Source organism: Pseudomonas sp. 58(2021) (genome assembly GCF_017491585.1).
Taxonomy (GTDB): Bacteria; Pseudomonadota; Gammaproteobacteria; order Pseudomonadales; family Pseudomonadaceae; genus Aquipseudomonas; species Aquipseudomonas fluorescens_BT.
Genome location: NZ_JAFGYZ010000023.1, coordinates 1 through 18277 on the forward strand (window position 1 = coordinate 1; position 18277 = coordinate 18277).

The window sequence follows — 18277 nt, forward strand, 5'->3', positions numbered from 1 at the left end:
GGGTGTCGCTGCACCACGGTGGCGGCGTCGGCATGGGCTTCTCGCAACACTCGGGCATGGTGATCGTCTGCGACGGTACGGATGAAGCGGCCGAGCGTATCGCTCGCGTGCTGCACAACGACCCGGGCACCGGTGTGATGCGTCACGCCGACGCCGGTTACCAGATCGCCATCGACTGCGCCAAGGAGCAGGGGCTGAACCTGCCGATGATCACCGGCAAATAAAAAACGGCGGGAGCGAGCGCGCTCGCTCCCGCTAGCCAATACAGCAACAAAACCCAGAACAATCCACAGAGGTTGAATCATGGCGGGCAACACCGATCGTGCAGGCAGTAAACCGTTGATCGAAAAGCGTTCGATCGACTACATCCCGGAAGCGGAAAGACACGGTCGTCTATTCAGTCAGTTCACCCTGTGGATGGGTGCCAACCTGCAAATCACTGCGATTGTCACCGGGGCCCTGGCCGTGGTGCTGGGCGGCGATGTGTTCTGGTCGCTGATCGGTCTGTTGATCGGTCAACTGCTGGGCGGCGGCGTCATGGCGCTGCACGCGGCGCAGGGGCCGAAGCTGGGCCTGCCGCAGATGATCTCCAGCCGTGTGCAGTTCGGGGTTTACGGCGCAGCCATCCCGATCGTGCTGGTGTGCCTGATGTACCTGGGCTTCACCGCCACCGGGACTGTGCTGTCCGGTCAGGCGCTGGGCCAGCTGTTTGGTGTCAGTGACACCGTCGGCATCCTGCTTTTCGCCAGCGTCATCGTGGTGGTCACGGTGCTCGGCTATCGGGTGATCCACTGGATCGGTCGTATCGCCAGTGTCATTGGCGTGATTGCTTTCGTTTATCTGTTCAGCCGTTTGATGAGTCAGGTGGACGTCGGCGCACTCCTGCAAATTCGCCACTTCAGCTGGAGCAGTTTCCTGCTGGCGGTGTCGCTCGCAGCGTCCTGGCAGATCGCTTTCGGCCCTTACGTGGCGGACTACTCGCGTTACCTGCCGAGCAAGGTTTCCTCGGTGAAAACCTTTTTCGCCGCCGGTGCCGGTTCGGTGATCGGCGCGCAGGTAGCGATGATTCTCGGTGTGTTCGCGGCGGCTTCGGCCAACGGCCAGTTTGCCGGCCATGAAGTGGCTTACATCGTCGGTCTGGGCGGCACCGGTGCCACCGCTGCGCTGCTGTATTTCAGCATCGCGTTCGGCAAGGTGACCATCTCGACGCTGAACTCCTACGGCAGCTTCATGTGCATCGCGACCATCATCAGCGGTTTTCGTGGTGACCTGAAAGTAACGCGCATGCAGCGTCTGGTGTTCGTGCTGGTCATCGTTGGAGCGGCGACTCTGATGGCGCTGCTCGGCCAGCACTCGTTCCTCGGGGCGTTCAAGTCTTTCATCCTGTTCCTGCTGGCGTTCTTCACGCCGTGGAGCGCGATCAACCTGGTGGACTACTACTGCATCACTCGCGAGCGCTATGACGTACCGGCGCTGGCGGATCCGAACGGTCGCTACGGTCGCTGGAACATTCTCGGGATCAGCGTCTACGTGTTCGGTGTGCTGGTGCAGCTGCCGTTCATCTCCACCAAGTTCTATACCGGTCCGCTGGTTGCCGCGCTGGGGGATGTGGATATCTCGTGGATCATCGGTCTGGTGCTGCCCGCTGCGCTTTACTACCTGTGCGCAATGAAATGGCACGGCAGCGTGCCCGATCACCTGATTCTGCCGGTCGAGCAGAACAGCGTTGTACAACCTGAAGCAAACGGGACCGGCCGCGCTGCGGCACAGGCCTGATCTGGACGTGGACAGGGCTGGATGCCTCTTGAACTGCCGTAAGCCAATTCATGATTAGGAGCGTCACAACAATGAAATCGAACAAGACCCTGCTGACCACATTGCTGTCCATGGGCCTGCTGGCCAGTGCCGGTGCCACCCAGGCCGCCGGTTGGTGCGAGTCCGGCAAACCAGTGAAATTCGCCGGTTTGAACTGGGAAAGCGCGATGTTGCTCACCGACGTGCTGCAGGTCGTGCTGGAGAAAGGTTACGACTGCAAGACCGACAGCCTGCCAGGCAACTCCATCACCATGGAAAACGCGCTGAGCAGCAACGATATTCAAGTGTTCGCCGAAGAGTGGGTCGGCCGCAGCGAGGTCTGGAACAAGGCCGAGAAGGCCGGCAAGGTCGTCGGTGTCGGCGCGCCGGTCGTCGGTGCGGTTGAAGGCTGGTATGTGCCGCGCTACGTGATCGAAGGCGATGCCAAGCGCAAGATTGAAGCCAAGGCGCCGGACCTGAAAAACATCGCTGACCTGGGCAAATACTCGGCGATCTTCAAGGATGCCGAAGAACCGTCCAAGGGCCGCTTCTACAACTGTCCGGCCGGCTGGACCTGCGAGCTGGACAACAGCGAAATGCTGAAAAGCTACGGCCTGGAAAACAGCTACACCAACTTCCGTCCGGGCACCGGCCCGGCGCTGGATGCGGCGGTGCTGTCGAGCTACAAGCGTGGCGAGCCGATCCTGTTCTACTACTGGTCGCCAACCCCGCTGATGGGCCAGATCGACGCCGTCAAACTGGAAGAGAAACCGGGCGTCGACAAGCGCGTGACCATCAAGGTCGGCCTGTCCAAGGCCTTCCACGAGCAAGCCCCGGAGCTGGTGGCCGTGCTGGAAAAGGTCAACCTGCCGATCGACCTGCTGAACCAGAACCTGGGTCGCATGACCAAGGAGCGGATCGAGTCGCCGAAACTGGCGAAAATCTTCCTCAAGGAACATCCTGAAGTCTGGCACAAATGGGTGAGCGACGACGCAGCCAAGAAAATCGACGCGGCCTTGTAGGTCGAGCTTCACCGGCTGCCGGCAACGGCAGTCGGACGCTTGATCGCAACCCCTTGATTGAGAGTCTCTTATGTTTCCCGAACGCTTTACGTTTTCCATCGCCGACTGGGTCAACGGTTGGGTCGATGCACTGGTCACCAACTACGGTGACGTGTTCCGCCACATCTCCGACACCCTGCTGTGGGCCATCGTCAACCTTGAAGGCCTGTTACGCGCTGCACCGTGGTGGCTGATGCTGGCCATCGTTGCAGGCGTTGCCTGGCACGCCACCCGCAAAGTCGTGACCACCGCCGTGATCGTCGGTCTGCTGTTCCTGGTCGGCGCCGTCGGCCTGTGGGACAAGTTGATGCAGACACTGGCGCTGATGATGGTCGCCACGGTCATTTCGGTGCTGATCGGGGTGCCGCTGGGGATTCTCTCGGCGCGCAGCAATCGCCTGCGTTCGTTCCTGATGCCGCTGCTCGACATCATGCAGACGATGCCCAGCTTCGTGTACCTGATTCCGGTGCTGATGCTGTTCGGCCTGGGCAAGGTGCCGGCGATTTTCGCCACCGTGATCTACGCCGCGCCGCCGCTGATCCGCCTGACCGATCTGGGCATCCGCCAGGTCGACGGCGAAGTGATGGAAGCGATCAACGCCTTCGGCGCCAACCGCTGGCAGCAATTGTTCGGCGTGCAACTGCCGCTGGCCCTGCCGAGCATCATGGCCGGGATCAACCAGACCACCATGATGGCCCTGTCGATGGTGGTGATCGCCTCGATGATCGGCGCCCGTGGCCTGGGTGAAGATGTGCTGGTGGGCATTCAGACCCTCAACGTCGGACGCGGCCTGGAAGCCGGTCTGGCGATCGTGATTCTCGCAGTGGTCATCGACCGCATTACCCAGGCGTATGGTCGGCCACGGCATGAGGTGAGCAAATGAACAACGCAACCGTGAGCAAGATCGAAGTCAAAAACGTCTTCAAGATTTTCGGTAACCGTTCCAAGGATGCGCTGGCCATGGTCGGCCAGGGCAAGACCAAGGAGCAGGTGCTGAACGAAACCGGTTGTGTGGTCGGGGTCAACGACTTGTCCCTGAGCATCGGCACCGGCGAGATCTTCGTGATCATGGGCCTGTCCGGCTCCGGCAAATCGACGCTGGTACGCCACTTCAACCGCCTGATCGACCCGACCAGCGGCGCGATCCTGGTGGACGGCGTGGACATCCTGCAATACGACATGGACGCCCTGCGCGAATTTCGCCGGCACAAGATCAGCATGGTGTTCCAGAGCTTCGGCCTGCTGCCGCACAAGACCGTGCTCGACAACGTCGCCTACGGCCTGAAAGTGCGCGGCGAGAGCAAGCAGCTGTGCGCCGAACGCGCGCTGCACTGGATCAACACCGTGGGCCTCAAGGGCTACGAAAACAAATACCCGCACCAGCTCTCCGGTGGCATGCGCCAGCGTGTCGGCCTGGCCCGCGCCCTGGCGGCGGACACCGACATCATCCTGATGGACGAAGCGTTCAGCGCCCTCGACCCGCTGATCCGCGCCGAGATGCAGGACCAGTTGCTGGAGCTGCAAAAGACCCTGCACAAGACCATCGTCTTCATCACCCACGACCTCGACGAGGCCGTGCGCATCGGCAACCGCATCGCGATCCTCAAGGACGGTCGCCTGATCCAGGTCGGCACGCCGAAAGAGATCCTGCACTCGCCGGCGGACGAGTATGTCGACCGCTTTGTGCAGCGGCGGGCGGCGGTGGTCTGATCTGAGTTTTGCAGTGCACAGACTGGCCTCATCGCGGGCAAGCCCGCTCCCACAGGGATTGTGTGAGCAGCGGAGATTCTGTGGGAGCTGGCTTGCCAGCGATGAGGCCGGTGAGGCTGCATCAAAATTATGGTTGAGGTAAGTGATGTCCCAGGCTGAAAAAATCGTTATCGCCGACGCCCCGATGCGTTGGCAGGATGTGGTCGCAGTCGCCCGTCACGGCGCGCAGCTCGAGCTGTCGGCCCAGACCTGGGCGCGCATTGAAAACGCCCAGGGCATCGTCCAGCGCATCGTCGCCAGCGGCGAACGCGCCTATGGCGTCAACACCGGGTTGGGCGGTCTGTCCAACGTTTCGCTGCAGGGCGAACAGCTCAGCCAGTTGTCGCGCAACACCTTGCTCAGCCATGCCTGCGGCGTCGGCCCGGTACTGGCTGACGAGCAGACCCGCGCCATCATGTGCGCCGCGATCCGCAACTACAGCCACGGCAAGTCCGGCATTCATCGCCGGGTGGTCGAAGCGCTGCTGGCGCTGCTCAATCGCGGGATCACCCCGCAGGTGCCGTCCCAGGGTTCGGTGGGTTATCTGACCCACATGGCCCACGTCGGCATCGCGCTGCTGGGCGTGGGCAATGTCAGCTATCGCGGGCAAGTGGTGTCCGCACAGCAGGCGCTGACTGAAGAGGGCCTGCAACCGGTGCAGCTCGGGGCGAAGGACGGTTTGTGTCTGGTCAATGGCACGCCGTGCATGACCGGCCTCGGTTGCCTGGCGATTGCCGACGCCACGCGTCTGCTGCAATGGGCCGACGTGATCGGTGCCATGAGCTTCGAAGCCCAGCGCGGCCAGATCGCCGCGTTCGATGCCGAGATCATCGCGCTCAAGCCGCACCCGGGCATGCAACAGGTCGGCGTCAATCTACGGGCGCTGCTCGATGGCAGTGAAGTGATCGCGAAGAGCAAAGGCATTCGCACTCAGGATGCGCTGAGCATCCGCTCGATCCCGCAGGTGCATGGCGCCGCACGCGATCAACTGGAGCACGCGATCAAGCAGATCGAAACCGAACTCAACGGCTGCACCGACAACCCGTTGCTGCTGGGCACGCCGGACGACTTCCGGGTGATGTCCCAGGCCAACCCGCACGGGCAATCGGTGGCGCTGGCGGCGGATCTGCTGGCGATCGCGATGGCCGAAATCGGATCGATTGCCGAGCGACGTCTGGATCGTCTGATCAACCCGCACGTCAGTGGGCTGCCAGCGTTTCTGGTGGCCAACCCGGGGGTGAACTCCGGGATGATGATCGTGCAATACGTCGCCGCATCGCTGTGTGCGGAAAACCGTCAGTTGGCGCAACCGGCGGTGCTCGACAACTACGTCACTTCGGGCCTGCAGGAAGACCATTTGAGCATGGGCACCAACGCCGCGCTGAAGCTGCACCGTGCGCTGGAAAACTGCACGCAGATCCTCGCCATCGAGTACCTGCTGGCGGCACAGGCTTTTGAATTTCTCAAGGAACAGCGCTTCGGCGCGGGCACCGATGTGGCGTGGCGACTGCTGCGCGAGAAGGTCCCGGCCTACGATCAGGACCGCTGGCTGGCGCCGGATATCGCCGCTGCTGCAAGTGTTCTGAAAGACTCGAACCTGTTGCACAACGCCTTACCGAATTTGCACTGACAACTACCCATACCAGCGTGCCAAGGCGCGGATCGTCCAAAAGGCGAGAGGCGACGGATAACGGAATGCTCCGGAGCGACTGGTAGTTAATAACAATGCCTCAAAAGGAGCATTTAAATGACTGCGCTGAACCTGATCCCCGGCCAACTGAGCCTGTCCCAACTGCGTGACGTCTATCAGCACCCGGTCAAGCTGACCCTCGACAACAGCGCCAGCGCCCAGATCGAAGCCAGCGTCGCCTGCGTCGAGCAGATCCTCGCCGAGAACCGCACCGCCTACGGCATCAACACCGGTTTCGGCCTGCTGGCCTCGACCCGCATCGCCAGCGAAGACCTGGAAAACCTGCAGCGTTCGCTGGTGTTGTCCCACGCCGCCGGCGTCGGCCAGCCGATCAGCGATGAGCTGGTGCGCCTGATCATGGTGCTCAAGGTCAACAGCCTCAGCCGTGGTTTCTCCGGCATTCGCCGCGTGGTGATCGATGCGCTGATTGCGCTGATCAACGCCGAGGTTTACCCGCACATTCCGTTGAAAGGTTCGGTGGGTGCTTCCGGCGACCTCGCGCCATTGGCGCACATGTCGCTGGTGCTGCTGGGTGAGGGCAAGGCGCGCTACAAGGGCGAGTGGATGGAAGCCACCGAAGCGCTGAAAGTCGCCGGTCTGGCCCCGCTGACGCTGGCGGCGAAAGAAGGTCTGGCGCTGCTCAACGGTACGCAGGTTTCCACTGCATTCGCGTTGCGCGGTCTGTTCGAAGGTGAAGACCTGTTCGCCGGCGCGCTGGCGCTGGGCGGTCTTACAGTTGAAGCGGTATTGGGTTCGCGTTCGCCGTTCGACGCACGCATCCATGCTGCCCGTGGCCAGAAAGGCCAGATCGACACCGCCGCCGCTTATCGCGATCTGCTGGGCGAGCGCAGCGAAGTCTCCGACTCGCACCAGAACTGCGAAAAGGTCCAGGACCCGTACTCGCTGCGTTGCCAGCCACAAGTCATGGGCGCGTGCCTGACCCAGTTCCGTCAGGCCGCCGAGGTGCTGGTCATCGAGGCCAACGCCGTGTCCGACAACCCGTTGGTGTTCGCGGCCGAAGGCGACGTGATTTCCGGTGGCAACTTCCACGCCGAGCCAGTCGCTATGGCCGCTGACAACATGGCGCTGGCCATCGCCGAAATCGGTTCCCTCAGCGAGCGCCGTATCTCGCTGATGATGGACAAGCACATGTCGCAACTGCCGCCGTTCCTGGTGGCCAATGGCGGGGTGAACTCCGGTTTCATGATCGCCCAGGTGACCGCTGCGGCGCTGGCCAGCGAGAACAAGGCGCTGGCCCATCCGCATTCGGTGGACAGCCTGCCGACCTCCGCCAACCAGGAAGATCACGTGTCGATGGCCCCGGCTGCCGGCAAGCGTCTGTGGGAAATGGCCGAGAACACTCGCGGCATTCTCGCGGTGGAATGGCTGGCGGCGGTGCAGGGGCTGGACCTGCGCAACGGCTTGAAGACCTCGAGCAAACTGGAAAAAGCCCGGGGAATTTTGCGTCGCGAAGTGCCGTTCTACGAGAAGGATCGCTTCTTTGCGCCGGACATCAATGCGGCGACCGAACTGCTGGCTTCGCGGGTTCTGACGGAGCTGGTTCCGGCTAAGTTGCTGCCGAGCCTGTGATGCACTCATCGCCAGCAGGCTGGCTCCCACAAGAGCACCGCGCAACCTGTGGGAGCCAGCCTGCTGGCGATTCGATTACGAATACTGTGGAGACTAAGGGATGAAAACCCTCTGGCAACACTGCCACGTCGCAACCATGGCGCAAGGCGTCTACTCGATCATCGAGGATGCGGCCATCGTGACGTCCGGCGCACTTATCGAGTGGATCGGCCCGCGCAGCCAATTGCCGTCCGGCGAATATCCGGCGGTCAATGATCTGCAAGGCGCGTGGGTCACCCCCGGCCTGATCGACTGCCACACCCACACCGTGTTCGGTGGCAACCGCAGCGGTGAGTTCGAGAAACGCCTGCAAGGCGTCAGCTACGCCGAGATCGCAGCCGCCGGCGGCGGCATCGCCAGCACCGTGCGCGCCACGCGTGAAGCGTCGGAAGACGAACTGTTCGCCAGCGCCGCCAAACGCCTGAAAAGCCTGATGCGTGATGGCGTGACCACGGTCGAAATGAAATCCGGCTACGGCCTCGATCTGGCCAGCGAGCGCAAGATCCTGCGGGTCATCCGTCGTCTCGCCGCCGAGCTGCCGATCAGCGTGCGCAGCACCTGCCTGGCTGCCCATGCCTTGCCGCCGGAATACAAGGATCGCGCCGACGACTACATCGATCACATCTGCGCCGAGATGCTCCCCGCCCTGGCCGCCGAAGGTCTGGTGGACGCGGTGGATGCGTTTTGCGAATACCTGGCGTTCTCCCCGGAGCAAGTCGAGCGGGTGTTCATCGCCGCGCAAAAACTCGGTCTGCCGGTGAAGCTGCATGCCGAGCAATTGTCGTCGCTGCACGGCTCCAGCCTCGCCGCGCGTTATCACGCATTGTCCGCCGATCACCTGGAGTTCATGGACGAAGCCGACGCCATCGCCATGGCCGAATCCGACACCGTCGCGGTGTTGTTGCCGGGCGCGTTCTACTTCCTGCGCGAAACCCAGTTGCCGCCGATGGAAGCCCTGCGCAAACACAAGGTGAAAATCGCCATCGCCAGCGACCTCAACCCCGGCACTTCGCCGGCGCTGTCGTTGCGCCTGATGCTGAATATGGCCTGCACCTGTTTCCGCATGACCCCGGAAGAAGCCCTGGCTGGTGCCACGATTCATGCGGCGCAAGCCCTGGGCATGGCCGAGACCCACGGTTCGCTGGAAGCCGGCAAGGTCGCGGATTTTGTCGCCTGGCAGATCGACCGGCCGGCGGATCTGGCGTACTGGCTGGGTGGTGAACTGGACAAACGCGTCGTGCGTCACGGCGTTGAATCAAGTCTGTAGGAGAGTGGTTGTGGATAAGGTTCTGAACTTCAAACAAGGTCGCGTGCCGCTGCTGATCAGCATGCCTCACGCCGGTGCGCGCCTGACTCCGGCGGTCGAGGCCGGATTGATCCCGGACGCGAAAAGCCTGCCGGACACCGACTGGCATATTCCGCAGCTCTACGACTTTGCCGCCGAACTGGGCGCCAGCACCCTGGCGGCCGAGTACTCGCGGTTCGTCATCGACCTGAACCGGCCGTCAGACGACAAACCGCTGTACGCCGGCGCCACCACCGGCCTGTACCCGGCGACGCTGTTCGATGGCATTCCGTTGTTCAAGGAAGGCCAGGAGCCGTCGAAACAAGAGCGTGCGACCTATCTGGAGCAGATCTGGACGCCGTACCACCGCACCTTGCAGGAAGAGCTGGCGCGGCTGAAGGCCGAGTTCGGTTACGCGCTGCTGTTCGATGCGCACTCGATCCGTTCGGTGATCCCGCACTTGTTCGACGGCAAGCTGCCGGACTTCAATCTCGGCACCTTCAACGGCGCCAGTTGCGATCCACAACTGGCCACGCAACTGGAGGCGATCTGTGCCCGCCATGGCGATTACAGCCATGTGCTGAACGGACGCTTCAAGGGCGGCCACATCACCCGTCACTACGGCAACCCGGCCGAGAACATCCACGCCGTGCAGCTGGAACTGGGCCAGTGCACCTACATGGAAGAGTTCGAACCGTTCCGCTACCGCGCCGATCTGGCGGAGCCGACGCGGGTGGTGCTCAAGGAGTTGCTGCAAGGGCTGCTCGCCTGGGGCAAATCCCACTACAGCGCATAAGGTTCCCCCTGTGGGAGCGAGCAGGCTCGCTCCCACAGTTTTTGGTGATCACAAGTAAGGGGCCGACAGTCGCCACCGTGCAAATCCCGGTCGCCACAGTTCGCTTTTCCGTCTCGCCTACTGCGTAATGTTTTGGCCACGGTGCAAGAAGACACCGATCCGAACAATAAACCGCTGCCGCACGAGACGATCCCACATGAAAAAACTGTTCACTCGTTGTGCGTTAATCCTGACCGGCAGTGCGCTGCTCAGCGCCGGCGCCATGGCTTCCGACGATGCATCCTGCAAAACCGTGCGCATGGGCGTGGTCAACTGGACCGACGTGATCGCCACCAGCGGCATGGCCGACGTGCTGCTCAACGGCCTGGGCTACGAGAGCAAGCAGACCAGCGCCGTGCAGCAAATCATCTTTGCCGGCATCCGCGACAAGCGTCTGGATATTTTCCTCGGCTATTGGAAACCGGCGATGGACAAGAACATCGCGCCGTTCCTCGCCGCCAATCAGGTCAAGGTGATGGACAAGCCAAGCCTGGCCGATGCCCAGGCCACGCTGGCAGTGCCGGACTATGTTGCGGCGGCGGGGCTGAAAACCTTCGGCGACATCGCGAAATTCAAGGATCAGCTCGGCGGCAAGATCTACGGTATCGAGCCCGGCAGCGGCGCCAACACCACGATCAAGACCATGATCGAGACCAACCATTTCGGCCTGAAGGACTTCAAGATCATCGAATCCGGTGAGGCCGGCATGCTCGCCGCCGTGCAGCGGGCGGTGAACCGCAAGGAATTCGTGGTGTTCGTCGGCTGGACCCCGCATCCGATGAACATCAACATGAAAATCACCTACCTGACCGGCAGCGAAGACGTTTACGGCCCCAACGAAGGCGCCGCCACCGTTTCCACCGTCACCGCGCCGGACTACGCCGAGCGCTGCCCGAACGTCCATCGACTGCTGGAAAACCTGACCTTCACCGCCGCCCAGGAAAGCCAGTTGATGGTGCCGATCATGGAGCGCAAGACACCTCAGGAAGTGGCGAAAACCTGGCTGCGTGAGCATCCCGAAGACTTGCAACGCTGGCTGGCGGGTGTCAGCAGTTTTGACGGCAAGGACGGCGTGGCCACAGTCCAGGCCAGCCTGAAAAACTGATGAGCACTTATCCACTTTCACCGGCGATGGCGGCGTTTGTCGCCAGAACCGAAAGCTTCGCCAGTGATGACGGCAGCCTCGCGGGTTTGCGCAAATCCTATGACGACATGTGCCGGGCCTTCGCGCCCGAGCGACCGGCGGGTCTGGAGGTGGTGGATTTCCAGTTGAGCGGGGTGGCGGTGCGTTCGTATCGCCCGCCCGTCCGGCCATCGGTCAGTGGCTGGCCGTGCGTGTTGTATCTGCACGGCGGCGGTTGGGTGGTCGGCGGGCTGGATTCCCATGACTTCATCTGCTGTGAACTGTCCATCTCGCTCGGGGCAATGGTGGTGGCGGTGGATTACCGGCTGGCGCCGGAGCATCCGTTCCCGGCCGGTTTCGAGGATTGCCTGACCGTGTGGCGCGCGTTGCGCAGCGGGCCGTTCTGGTTCGACGCCGAGCGGATGCTGGTAGCCGGCGACAGCGCAGGCGGCAATCTGGCGGCGGCGTTGTGCCTGGCCTTGCGCGATGCCGGCCAGCCGCTGCCGGGCGCGCAGGTCTTGATCTATCCGGGGCTGGGAGGCGACACAGAGTTACCGTCGCGCAGCGAATGCGCCGATGCGCCGCTGCTCGCCAGCAGCGATGTCGATTGTTATCACGCCTTGTACCTGCGCGGCACCGCGAAGCCGAACGCCTATGCGATGCCGTTGCTGGCCGATGACTTCAGTGGTTTGCCCCCGGCCTGGATCGCCGTGGCGCAGTTCGATCCGCTGCGTGACGACGGCGTGTGCTACGCCGAACGGCTTAACGCGGCGGGCGTCAACGCGGCGCTGTACTACGGCGAAGGGCTGGTTCACGGTTGCCTGCGGGCGCGGCATCAGGTCGCCGAGGTCGATCGTCTCTTTGAGAACCTGCTGGGGTTCATGACTGACAAAATGTGACAGCGCGCGGGCATGCTCATTGACGTAAATCGGGTTTATGATGCCGGACGGCAGAATAATAGAAGTCCCCCCAGGGATGACCTCGACCCCTTACGGAGCGCGCAATGCAGACTTTGTTTCCGCAGATCAAACCTCACGCACGGCACGATCTGGCCGTCGATGACACCCATACGCTGTACGTCGACGAAAGCGGTTCACCGGAAGGTTTGCCGGTGGTCTTCATCCATGGTGGCCCGGGCGCGGGGTGTGATGCCCAGAGTCGCCGCTACTTCGATCCGAATCTGTATCGCATCGTCACCTTCGACCAGCGTGGCTGCGGACGTTCCACCCCCCACGCCAGCCTGGAAAACAACACCACCTGGGATCTGGTCGAAGACCTCGAGCGTATCCGCAAACACCTGGGCATCGACAAATGGGTGCTGTTCGGCGGTTCCTGGGGGTCGACCCTGGCGCTGGCTTATGCGCAAACCCACCCGGAGCGCGTGCATGGTCTGATCCTGCGTGGGATCTTTCTCTGCCGCCCGCAGGAAATCGAATGGTTCTACCAGGCCGGGGCCAGCCGTCTGTTCCCCGATTACTGGCAGGACTACCTCGCGCCGATCCCGCTGGATGAGCGCGACGACCTGCTCAGCGCGTTCCACAAACGCCTGACCGGCAACGATCAGATCGCCCAGATGCACGCGGCCAAGGCCTGGTCGACCTGGGAAGGGCGCACTGCGACCCTGCGCCCGAACCCGCTGGTGGTCGACCGGTTCTCCGAGCCGCAGCGCGCCCTGTCGATCGCGCGGATCGAATGCCACTACTTCACCAATAACGCTTTCCTGGAACCGAACCAGTTGATCCGCGACATGGGCAAGATCGCCCATCTGCCCGGCGTGATCATCCACGGCCGCTACGACGTGATCTGCCCGCTCGACAATGCCTGGGAACTGCATCAGGCCTGGCCGAACAGCGAGCTGCAGGTGATCCGCGATGCCGGTCACGCGGCCTCGGAACCGGGTATCACCGATGCGCTGGTACGCGCCGCCAGCAACATGGCCCGGCGCCTGCTCGACCTGCCGCCCGAAGAAGCATGAAGGGGCTTTTGCAGCGCGTGAAAGGCGCGCGGGTCGAAGTGGCGGGGGAGGTGGTCGGCAGCGTCGATCAGGGATTGCTGGTGCTGGTGGCGGTCGAACCCGACGACACGCAGGCCAGCGCCGACAAACTTCTGCATAAACTGCTTAACTATCGAGTATTCGGTGACGCCGAAGGCAAGATGAATCTGTCTTTGGCGGATGTGGGCGGCGGGCTGCTGCTGGTCTCTCAGTTCACCCTGGCTGCCGACACCAGAAGCGGGTTGCGTCCGAGTTTCTCGACCGCCGCCCCTCCGGCGCTGGGCGAGGAATTGTTCGACTATCTATTCAGCAAAGCGAAACAGATGCATGGCACTGTGGCATCAGGTAGATTCGGCGCGGATATGCAGGTTCACCTGGTCAATGACGGCCCGGTAACCTTCCTGTTACAGACATGAAAGTGCTTGAAACACGTTTTTAAGGGCTTTTCGACTGAAAACAGGGAATTTTCGCGATAAATACTTTGTTACCCCTGATGCGTTGTCACGCGGGCTACTAGATAATCGCGCGCTACGGGGATCAGCGTTCGTTGGTCCATTTTGACTTAGGTAGAGACTTGTCCGGATCCGATTGGGGAATCATTTCGACCCAGCGGAGTCGGAACAATGCTCGCCAACTTGGCAAGGGTGTCCTGCAAGGTCGGTTATTTTTGTACCGAATACCTCACAGGCACTTCATCTGGCCGTTGGTTTATTGATCTGTTTTCGGCGAGGGTTGCTCGTGATTGTTAGTCCCTGTAATGCAGCAAAATTGTCTGCCAAACGCTTGCGCAGCGCTCTGGTAGCGGGCTCGGCAGTTCTCTGCCTGCTCAGCGCCGGCCAGCTTTGGGCATTCAATCTTGACGATGTGTCGGCCAAGGCCAAAGAGCTGGCCGGGCAGAAGTTCGAAGCCCCGCGCAGCAACCTGCCGAACGAATTCCGTGAGATGAAGTTCGCGGACTATCAGAAGATTCGTTTCCGCACCGAAAAAGCCGAATGGGCCGACCAGAAGACCCCGTTCAAGCTGTCCTTCTATCATCAGGGCATGCACTTCGATACGCCGGTGAAAATCAACGAAATCACCGCGAACACCGTCGAAGAGATCAAATACGATCCGAGCCGTTTCGATTTCGGCGACCTGCAGTTCGATCCCAAGGCCACCGAACAGCTGGGCTACGCCGGTTTCCGTGTGCTGTACCCGATCAACAAGGCGGACAAGCAAGACGAAATTATGACCATGCTGGGCGCGAGCTACTTCCGCGTTGTCGGCAAGGGTCACACCTACGGTCTGTCGGCCCGTGGCCTGGCGATCGATACCGCTTTGCCTTCCGGCGAAGAATTCCCGCGTTTTCGCGAGTTCTGGATTCAACAGCCGAAGCCGGGTGACAAGCATCTGGTGATCTTCGCCCTGCTGGATTCGCCGCGTGCGACCGGCGCCTACCGCCTGATCCTGCGTCCGGGCAGCGACACGATCGTCGACGTCAAGGGCCAGATGTACCTGCGTGACAAGGTCGGCAAGCTCGGCATCGCGCCGCTGACCAGCATGTTCCTGTTCGGCGCCAACCAGCCGTCGAAAGTGCTCAACTACCGTCGTGAGCTGCACGACTCCAGTGGTCTGTCGATCCATGCCGGCAACGGCGAATGGATCTGGCGCCCTCTGAACAACCCTAAACATCTGGCCGTGAGCCAGTTCAGCGTCGAAAACCCGCGTGGTTTCGGTCTGCTGCAACGTGGCCGTGACTTCAGCCACTACGAAGATCTCGATGACCGCTACGACAAGCGTCCAAGCGCCTGGATCGAGCCGAAGGGTGACTGGGGCAAAGGTACCGTCGATCTGGTCGAGATCCCGACCGCCGACGAAACCAACGACAACATCGTTGCGTTCTGGAACCCGGAAAAACTGCCGGAGCCAGGCAGGCCACTGGACCTCGCCTATCGCATGCACTGGACCATGGACGAAGCGGCGATTCACGCGCCGGACAGCGCCTGGGTCAAGCAGACCCTGCGTTCGACCGGTGACGTCAAGCAATCGAACCTGATCCGTCAGCCGGATGGCAGCGTTGCCTATCTGGTCGACTTCGAAGGCCCGTCTCTGGCGGCCCTGGCCCCGGATGCGGACGTTCGCAGCCAGGTCAGCGTCGGCGACAACGCCGAACTGGTCGAAAACAGCGTGCGCTACAACCCTGAAACCAAGGGCTGGCGCCTGACCCTGCGGATGAAGATCAAGGACGCGAGCAAGTCCACCGAGATGCGTGCCGCACTGGTGCAGAACATCGTCCCGGCCGATCTGGCCAAGACCTCGCTGCCGGCTTCCAATTCCTCGGTTGCGAAGGCCGACAAGATCGCCGCCAAGCAGCAAGAGAAAGCCGACAAGGAAGCCAAGGCCGCCGAAGCCAAACAGGCCGACGCCAAGCCAGCGACAGACGCCAAGGACAAGGCCAACAAAGACGCCAAGCAGCCAGCGGCTGCGGACGCGGCCCCAGCCACACCGGAACCGGCCTCGACTGAAGAAGTCCTGACCGAGACCTGGAGCTATCAGTTGCCTGCCGATGAGTAATTCTCAAGTACAGCCAGAGACTCTGTCCGAGTATCTGGCGCATCTGCCGATGACCGACGAACAGCGCGCGGAACTCGCGGGCTGCCAGTCCTTCAGCGAATTGCATCAACGCCTGTCGTCCTCGACGTTCGACGCGCCGACCGAAGCCGCCCAGGCTTCGGTCGGCAAGCGCCTGACCCTGAGCACCGCCGAAGAGCTGGAAGACGCGGAAATGCTGGTGCTCGATGCCAGTGGCCGGGTCAGCCTCAAGGCTACGCCGCCGATCCGTCGGACCAAGGTCGTGCCGGAGCCGTGGCGCACCAATATCCTGGTGCGTGGCTGGCGTCGTATGACCGGCCGGACCAACCCGCCGCAGCCGCCGAAGGACCAGAACGTGCTGCCAGCCGCACGCTGGCGCACCGTCGGTTCGATCCGTCGCTACATCCTGCTGATCCTGATGCTCGGCCAGACCATCGTCGCCGGCTGGTACATGAAAGGCATCATGCCGTACCAGGGCTGGTCGTTCGTCGATCTGGAAGAAGTCCTGCATCAACCGCTGCTGCAGACCGCCACGCAAGTGCTGCCGTATGCGCTGCAGACCAGCATCCTGATCATGTTCGGGATTCTGTTCTGCTGGGTGTCGGCCGGTTTCTGGACCGCGCTGATGGGCTTCCTCGAATTGCTCACCGGTCACGATAAATACCGGATCTCCGGTAAAAGCGCTGGCAACGAACCGATTCCGAAAGATGCGCGTACCGCGCTGGTGATGCCGATCTGCAACGAAGACGTGCCGCGAGTGTTCGCCGGTCTACGCGCGACGTTCGAGTCGGTGGCGGCCACGGGTGACCTGGATCGTTTCGACTTCTTCGTCCTCAGTGACAGTAACGACACCGACATCTGCGTTGCCGAGCAGCAGGCCTGGCTGGACGTCTGCCGTGAAGCCAAGGGCTTCGGCAAGATCTTCTATCGCCGCCGCCGTCGCCGCGTCAAACGCAAGAGCGGCAACCTCGACGACTTCTGCCGTCGCTGGGGCGGTGACTACAAGTACATGGTCGTGCTCGACGCCGACTCGGTGATGAGCGGCGAGTGTCTGACCAGTCTGGTGCGCCTGATGGAGGCCACTCCGGACGCCGGTATCATCCAGACCGCGCCGCGTGCGTCGGGCATGGACACGCTGTATGCACGCATGCAGCAGTTCGCCACTCGCGTTTACGGTCCGCTGTTCACCGCCGGCCTGCACTTCTGGCAGCTGGGTGAATCCCACTACTGGGGTCACAACGCGATCATCCGCATGAAGCCGTTCATCGACCACTGCGCCCTGGCGCCGTTGCCGGGCAAGGGGGCGTTCTCCGGTGCGATCCTCTCTCATGACTTCGTTGAAGCCGCGCTGATGCGCCGTGCCGGCTGGGGCGTGTGGATTGCCTACGATCTGCCGGGCAGCTACGAAGAACTGCCACCGAACCTGCTCGACGAACTCAAGCGTGACCGTCGCTGGTGCCACGGCAACCTGATGAACTTCCGTCTGTTCCTGGTCAAAGGCATGCACCCGGTGCACCGCGCGGTGTTCCTGACCGGCGTGATGTCTTACCTGTCGGCGCCGCTGTGGTTCTTCTTCCTCGTGCTGTCCACCGCGCTGCTGGCGGTGAACACGCTGATGGAGCCGCAGTACTTCCTCGAACCGCGTCAGCTCTATCCGCTGTGGCCGCAATGGCACCCGGACAAGGCGATCGCGCTGTTCTCGACGACCATCGTGCTGCTGTTCCTGCCGAAGCTGTTGAGCATCATCCTGATCTGGGCCAAGGGTGCGAAAGAGTTCGGCGGCAAGTTCAAGGTGACCCTGTCGATGCTGCTGGAGATGCTGTTCTCCATGCTGCTGGCGCCGGTGCGGATGATTTTCCACACCCGTTTCGTGCTGGCCGCGTTCCTCGGCTGGGCTGCGACCTGGAACTCGCCGCAGCGTGACGACGACTCCACGCCATGGAGCGAGGCGGTCAAGCGCCACGGTCCGCAGACGCTACTGGGCTTCTTCTGGGCGCTGCTGGTGATCTGGCTGAACCCGAGCTTCCTGTGGTGGCTGGTGCCGATCGTCGGTTCGCTGATGCTGTCGATTCCGGTGTCGGTGATTTCCAGCCGTGTTGGGCTGGGCCTCAAATCCCGTGACGAGAGCCTGTTCCTCATCCCCGAGGAATACAATCCGCCACAGGCGCTGCTGGCCACTGATCAGTACACCCACGAAAACCGCTGGCACGCGCTGAACGACGGCTTCGTCCGTGCCGTGGTCGATCCGCAGCAGAACGCCCTGGCGTGCTCGCTGGCGACTTCGCGTCACGGTGAGGCCGAGCCGATCGAATGGCTGCGTCAGGAGCGTGTGCGTCACGCGATCAAGGTTGGCCCGGCCGGGCTGAACAACCATGATCGCCTGCAACTGCTGAGCGATCCGGTCGCCCTGGCCCGTTTGCACGAGCAGGTGTGGGCCGAAGGTCACAGCGAGTGGCTGGACGCCTGGCGGGCTTCGGTGAAAGCCGACCCCCATGCGCCGCTGCTGCCGCTCAAGCCTGTGAGCTTGCAGGCGCAACCGGCCTGATG

Annotated in this window: 14 protein-coding genes and 1 pseudogene; all 15 read left to right on the top strand. The window is 62.2% G+C overall.

Annotated elements, in window-relative coordinates; all coding sequences use genetic code 11:
• Positions 1–224: pseudogene (locus tag J5M72_RS23125) on the top strand (urocanate hydratase); the annotation flags it as partial.
• Between the two features lie 79 nt (positions 225–303).
• Positions 304–1776, top strand: coding sequence for a cytosine permease (locus J5M72_RS23130; RefSeq protein ID WP_207867207.1), 1473 nt, complete (start codon positions 304–306; stop codon positions 1774–1776).
• Between the two features lie 71 nt (positions 1777–1847).
• Positions 1848–2816: an ABC transporter substrate-binding protein gene (locus J5M72_RS23135; protein ID WP_169428475.1), complete on the top strand. Its 969-nt coding sequence runs from the start codon at positions 1848–1850 to the stop codon at positions 2814–2816.
• A 70-nt stretch (positions 2817–2886) separates the two neighbouring features.
• Positions 2887–3738 (top strand): proline/glycine betaine ABC transporter permease, encoded by an 852-nt coding sequence (locus J5M72_RS23140; RefSeq protein ID WP_085711027.1) that lies wholly within the window; start codon positions 2887–2889, stop codon positions 3736–3738.
• Entirely contained in the window at positions 3735–4565 is an 831-nt protein-coding gene (locus J5M72_RS23145; protein WP_169428476.1) for a glycine betaine/L-proline ABC transporter ATP-binding protein, read from the top strand. Before J5M72_RS23140 ends, J5M72_RS23145 begins: the two co-directional genes overlap by 4 nt.
• Positions 4566–4710: 145 nt before the next feature.
• Positions 4711–6234, top strand: a complete 1524-nt coding sequence (gene hutH, locus J5M72_RS23150) for a histidine ammonia-lyase (protein ID WP_207867208.1) — start codon at positions 4711–4713, stop codon at positions 6232–6234.
• Between the two features lie 117 nt (positions 6235–6351).
• Positions 6352–7884, top strand: a complete 1533-nt coding sequence (gene hutH, locus J5M72_RS23155; protein ID WP_207867209.1) for a histidine ammonia-lyase — start codon at positions 6352–6354, stop codon at positions 7882–7884.
• A 100-nt stretch (positions 7885–7984) separates the two neighbouring features.
• Complete coding sequence (gene hutI / locus J5M72_RS23160) at positions 7985–9190, top strand: imidazolonepropionase (protein WP_169428479.1); 1206 nt, start codon at positions 7985–7987, stop codon at positions 9188–9190.
• 10 nt (positions 9191–9200) lie between these two features.
• On the top strand, positions 9201–10004 hold the full coding sequence (gene hutG / locus J5M72_RS23165) for an N-formylglutamate deformylase (RefSeq protein WP_207867210.1): 804 nt from the start codon (positions 9201–9203) through the stop codon (positions 10002–10004).
• Positions 10005–10200: 196 nt separating this feature from the next.
• A complete protein-coding gene (locus J5M72_RS23170; protein ID WP_041475116.1) occupies positions 10201–11148 on the top strand; it encodes a choline ABC transporter substrate-binding protein in 948 nt (315 codons plus the stop codon).
• Positions 11148–12065 (top strand): alpha/beta hydrolase, encoded by a 918-nt coding sequence (locus tag J5M72_RS23175; RefSeq protein WP_207867211.1) that lies wholly within the window; start codon positions 11148–11150, stop codon positions 12063–12065. The genes J5M72_RS23170 and J5M72_RS23175 overlap by 1 nt, the downstream gene beginning before the upstream one ends.
• A gap of 104 nt (positions 12066–12169) precedes the next feature.
• The gene (gene pip / locus J5M72_RS23180) at positions 12170–13141 is read left to right on the top strand and encodes a prolyl aminopeptidase (protein WP_169428482.1); all 972 of its coding nucleotides are present in this window, start codon (positions 12170–12172) and stop codon (positions 13139–13141) included.
• Positions 13138–13575 (top strand): D-aminoacyl-tRNA deacylase, encoded by a 438-nt coding sequence (dtd, locus tag J5M72_RS23185; protein WP_207867212.1) that lies wholly within the window; start codon positions 13138–13140, stop codon positions 13573–13575. The genes pip and dtd overlap by 4 nt, the downstream gene beginning before the upstream one ends.
• Before the next feature lie 322 nt (positions 13576–13897).
• Positions 13898–15712 carry a glucan biosynthesis protein G gene (locus J5M72_RS23190; RefSeq protein ID WP_207867213.1) on the top strand — a complete coding sequence of 605 codons (1815 nt, stop codon included), beginning with the start codon at positions 13898–13900 and terminating at the stop codon, positions 15710–15712.
• Entirely contained in the window at positions 15705–18275 is a 2571-nt protein-coding gene (mdoH, locus tag J5M72_RS23195; protein ID WP_207867214.1) for a glucans biosynthesis glucosyltransferase MdoH, read from the top strand. Before J5M72_RS23190 ends, mdoH begins: the two co-directional genes overlap by 8 nt.
• The last annotated feature ends 2 nt before the right edge of the window (positions 18276–18277 follow it).

What these genes read in the sequence shown, in the direction of transcription:
- dtd (WP_207867212.1), top strand. Translation starts at nt 13,138, where the DNA reads ATGAAGGGGCTTTTGCAGCGCGTGAAAGGCGCGCGGGTCGAAGTGGCG.
- hutH (WP_207867208.1), top strand. Translation starts at nt 4,711, where the DNA reads ATGTCCCAGGCTGAAAAAATCGTTATCGCCGACGCCCCGATGCGTTGG.
- pip (WP_169428482.1), top strand. Translation starts at nt 12,170, where the DNA reads ATGCAGACTTTGTTTCCGCAGATCAAACCTCACGCACGGCACGATCTG.
- hutI (WP_169428479.1), top strand. Translation starts at nt 7,985, where the DNA reads ATGAAAACCCTCTGGCAACACTGCCACGTCGCAACCATGGCGCAAGGC.
- hutH (WP_207867209.1), top strand. Translation starts at nt 6,352, where the DNA reads ATGACTGCGCTGAACCTGATCCCCGGCCAACTGAGCCTGTCCCAACTG.
- J5M72_RS23170 (WP_041475116.1), top strand. Translation starts at nt 10,201, where the DNA reads ATGAAAAAACTGTTCACTCGTTGTGCGTTAATCCTGACCGGCAGTGCG.
- J5M72_RS23175 (WP_207867211.1), top strand. Translation starts at nt 11,148, where the DNA reads ATGAGCACTTATCCACTTTCACCGGCGATGGCGGCGTTTGTCGCCAGA.
- J5M72_RS23140 (WP_085711027.1), top strand. Translation starts at nt 2,887, where the DNA reads ATGTTTCCCGAACGCTTTACGTTTTCCATCGCCGACTGGGTCAACGGT.
- J5M72_RS23145 (WP_169428476.1), top strand. Translation starts at nt 3,735, where the DNA reads ATGAACAACGCAACCGTGAGCAAGATCGAAGTCAAAAACGTCTTCAAG.
- J5M72_RS23135 (WP_169428475.1), top strand. Translation starts at nt 1,848, where the DNA reads ATGAAATCGAACAAGACCCTGCTGACCACATTGCTGTCCATGGGCCTG.
- J5M72_RS23130 (WP_207867207.1), top strand. Translation starts at nt 304, where the DNA reads ATGGCGGGCAACACCGATCGTGCAGGCAGTAAACCGTTGATCGAAAAG.
- mdoH (WP_207867214.1), top strand. Translation starts at nt 15,705, where the DNA reads ATGAGTAATTCTCAAGTACAGCCAGAGACTCTGTCCGAGTATCTGGCG.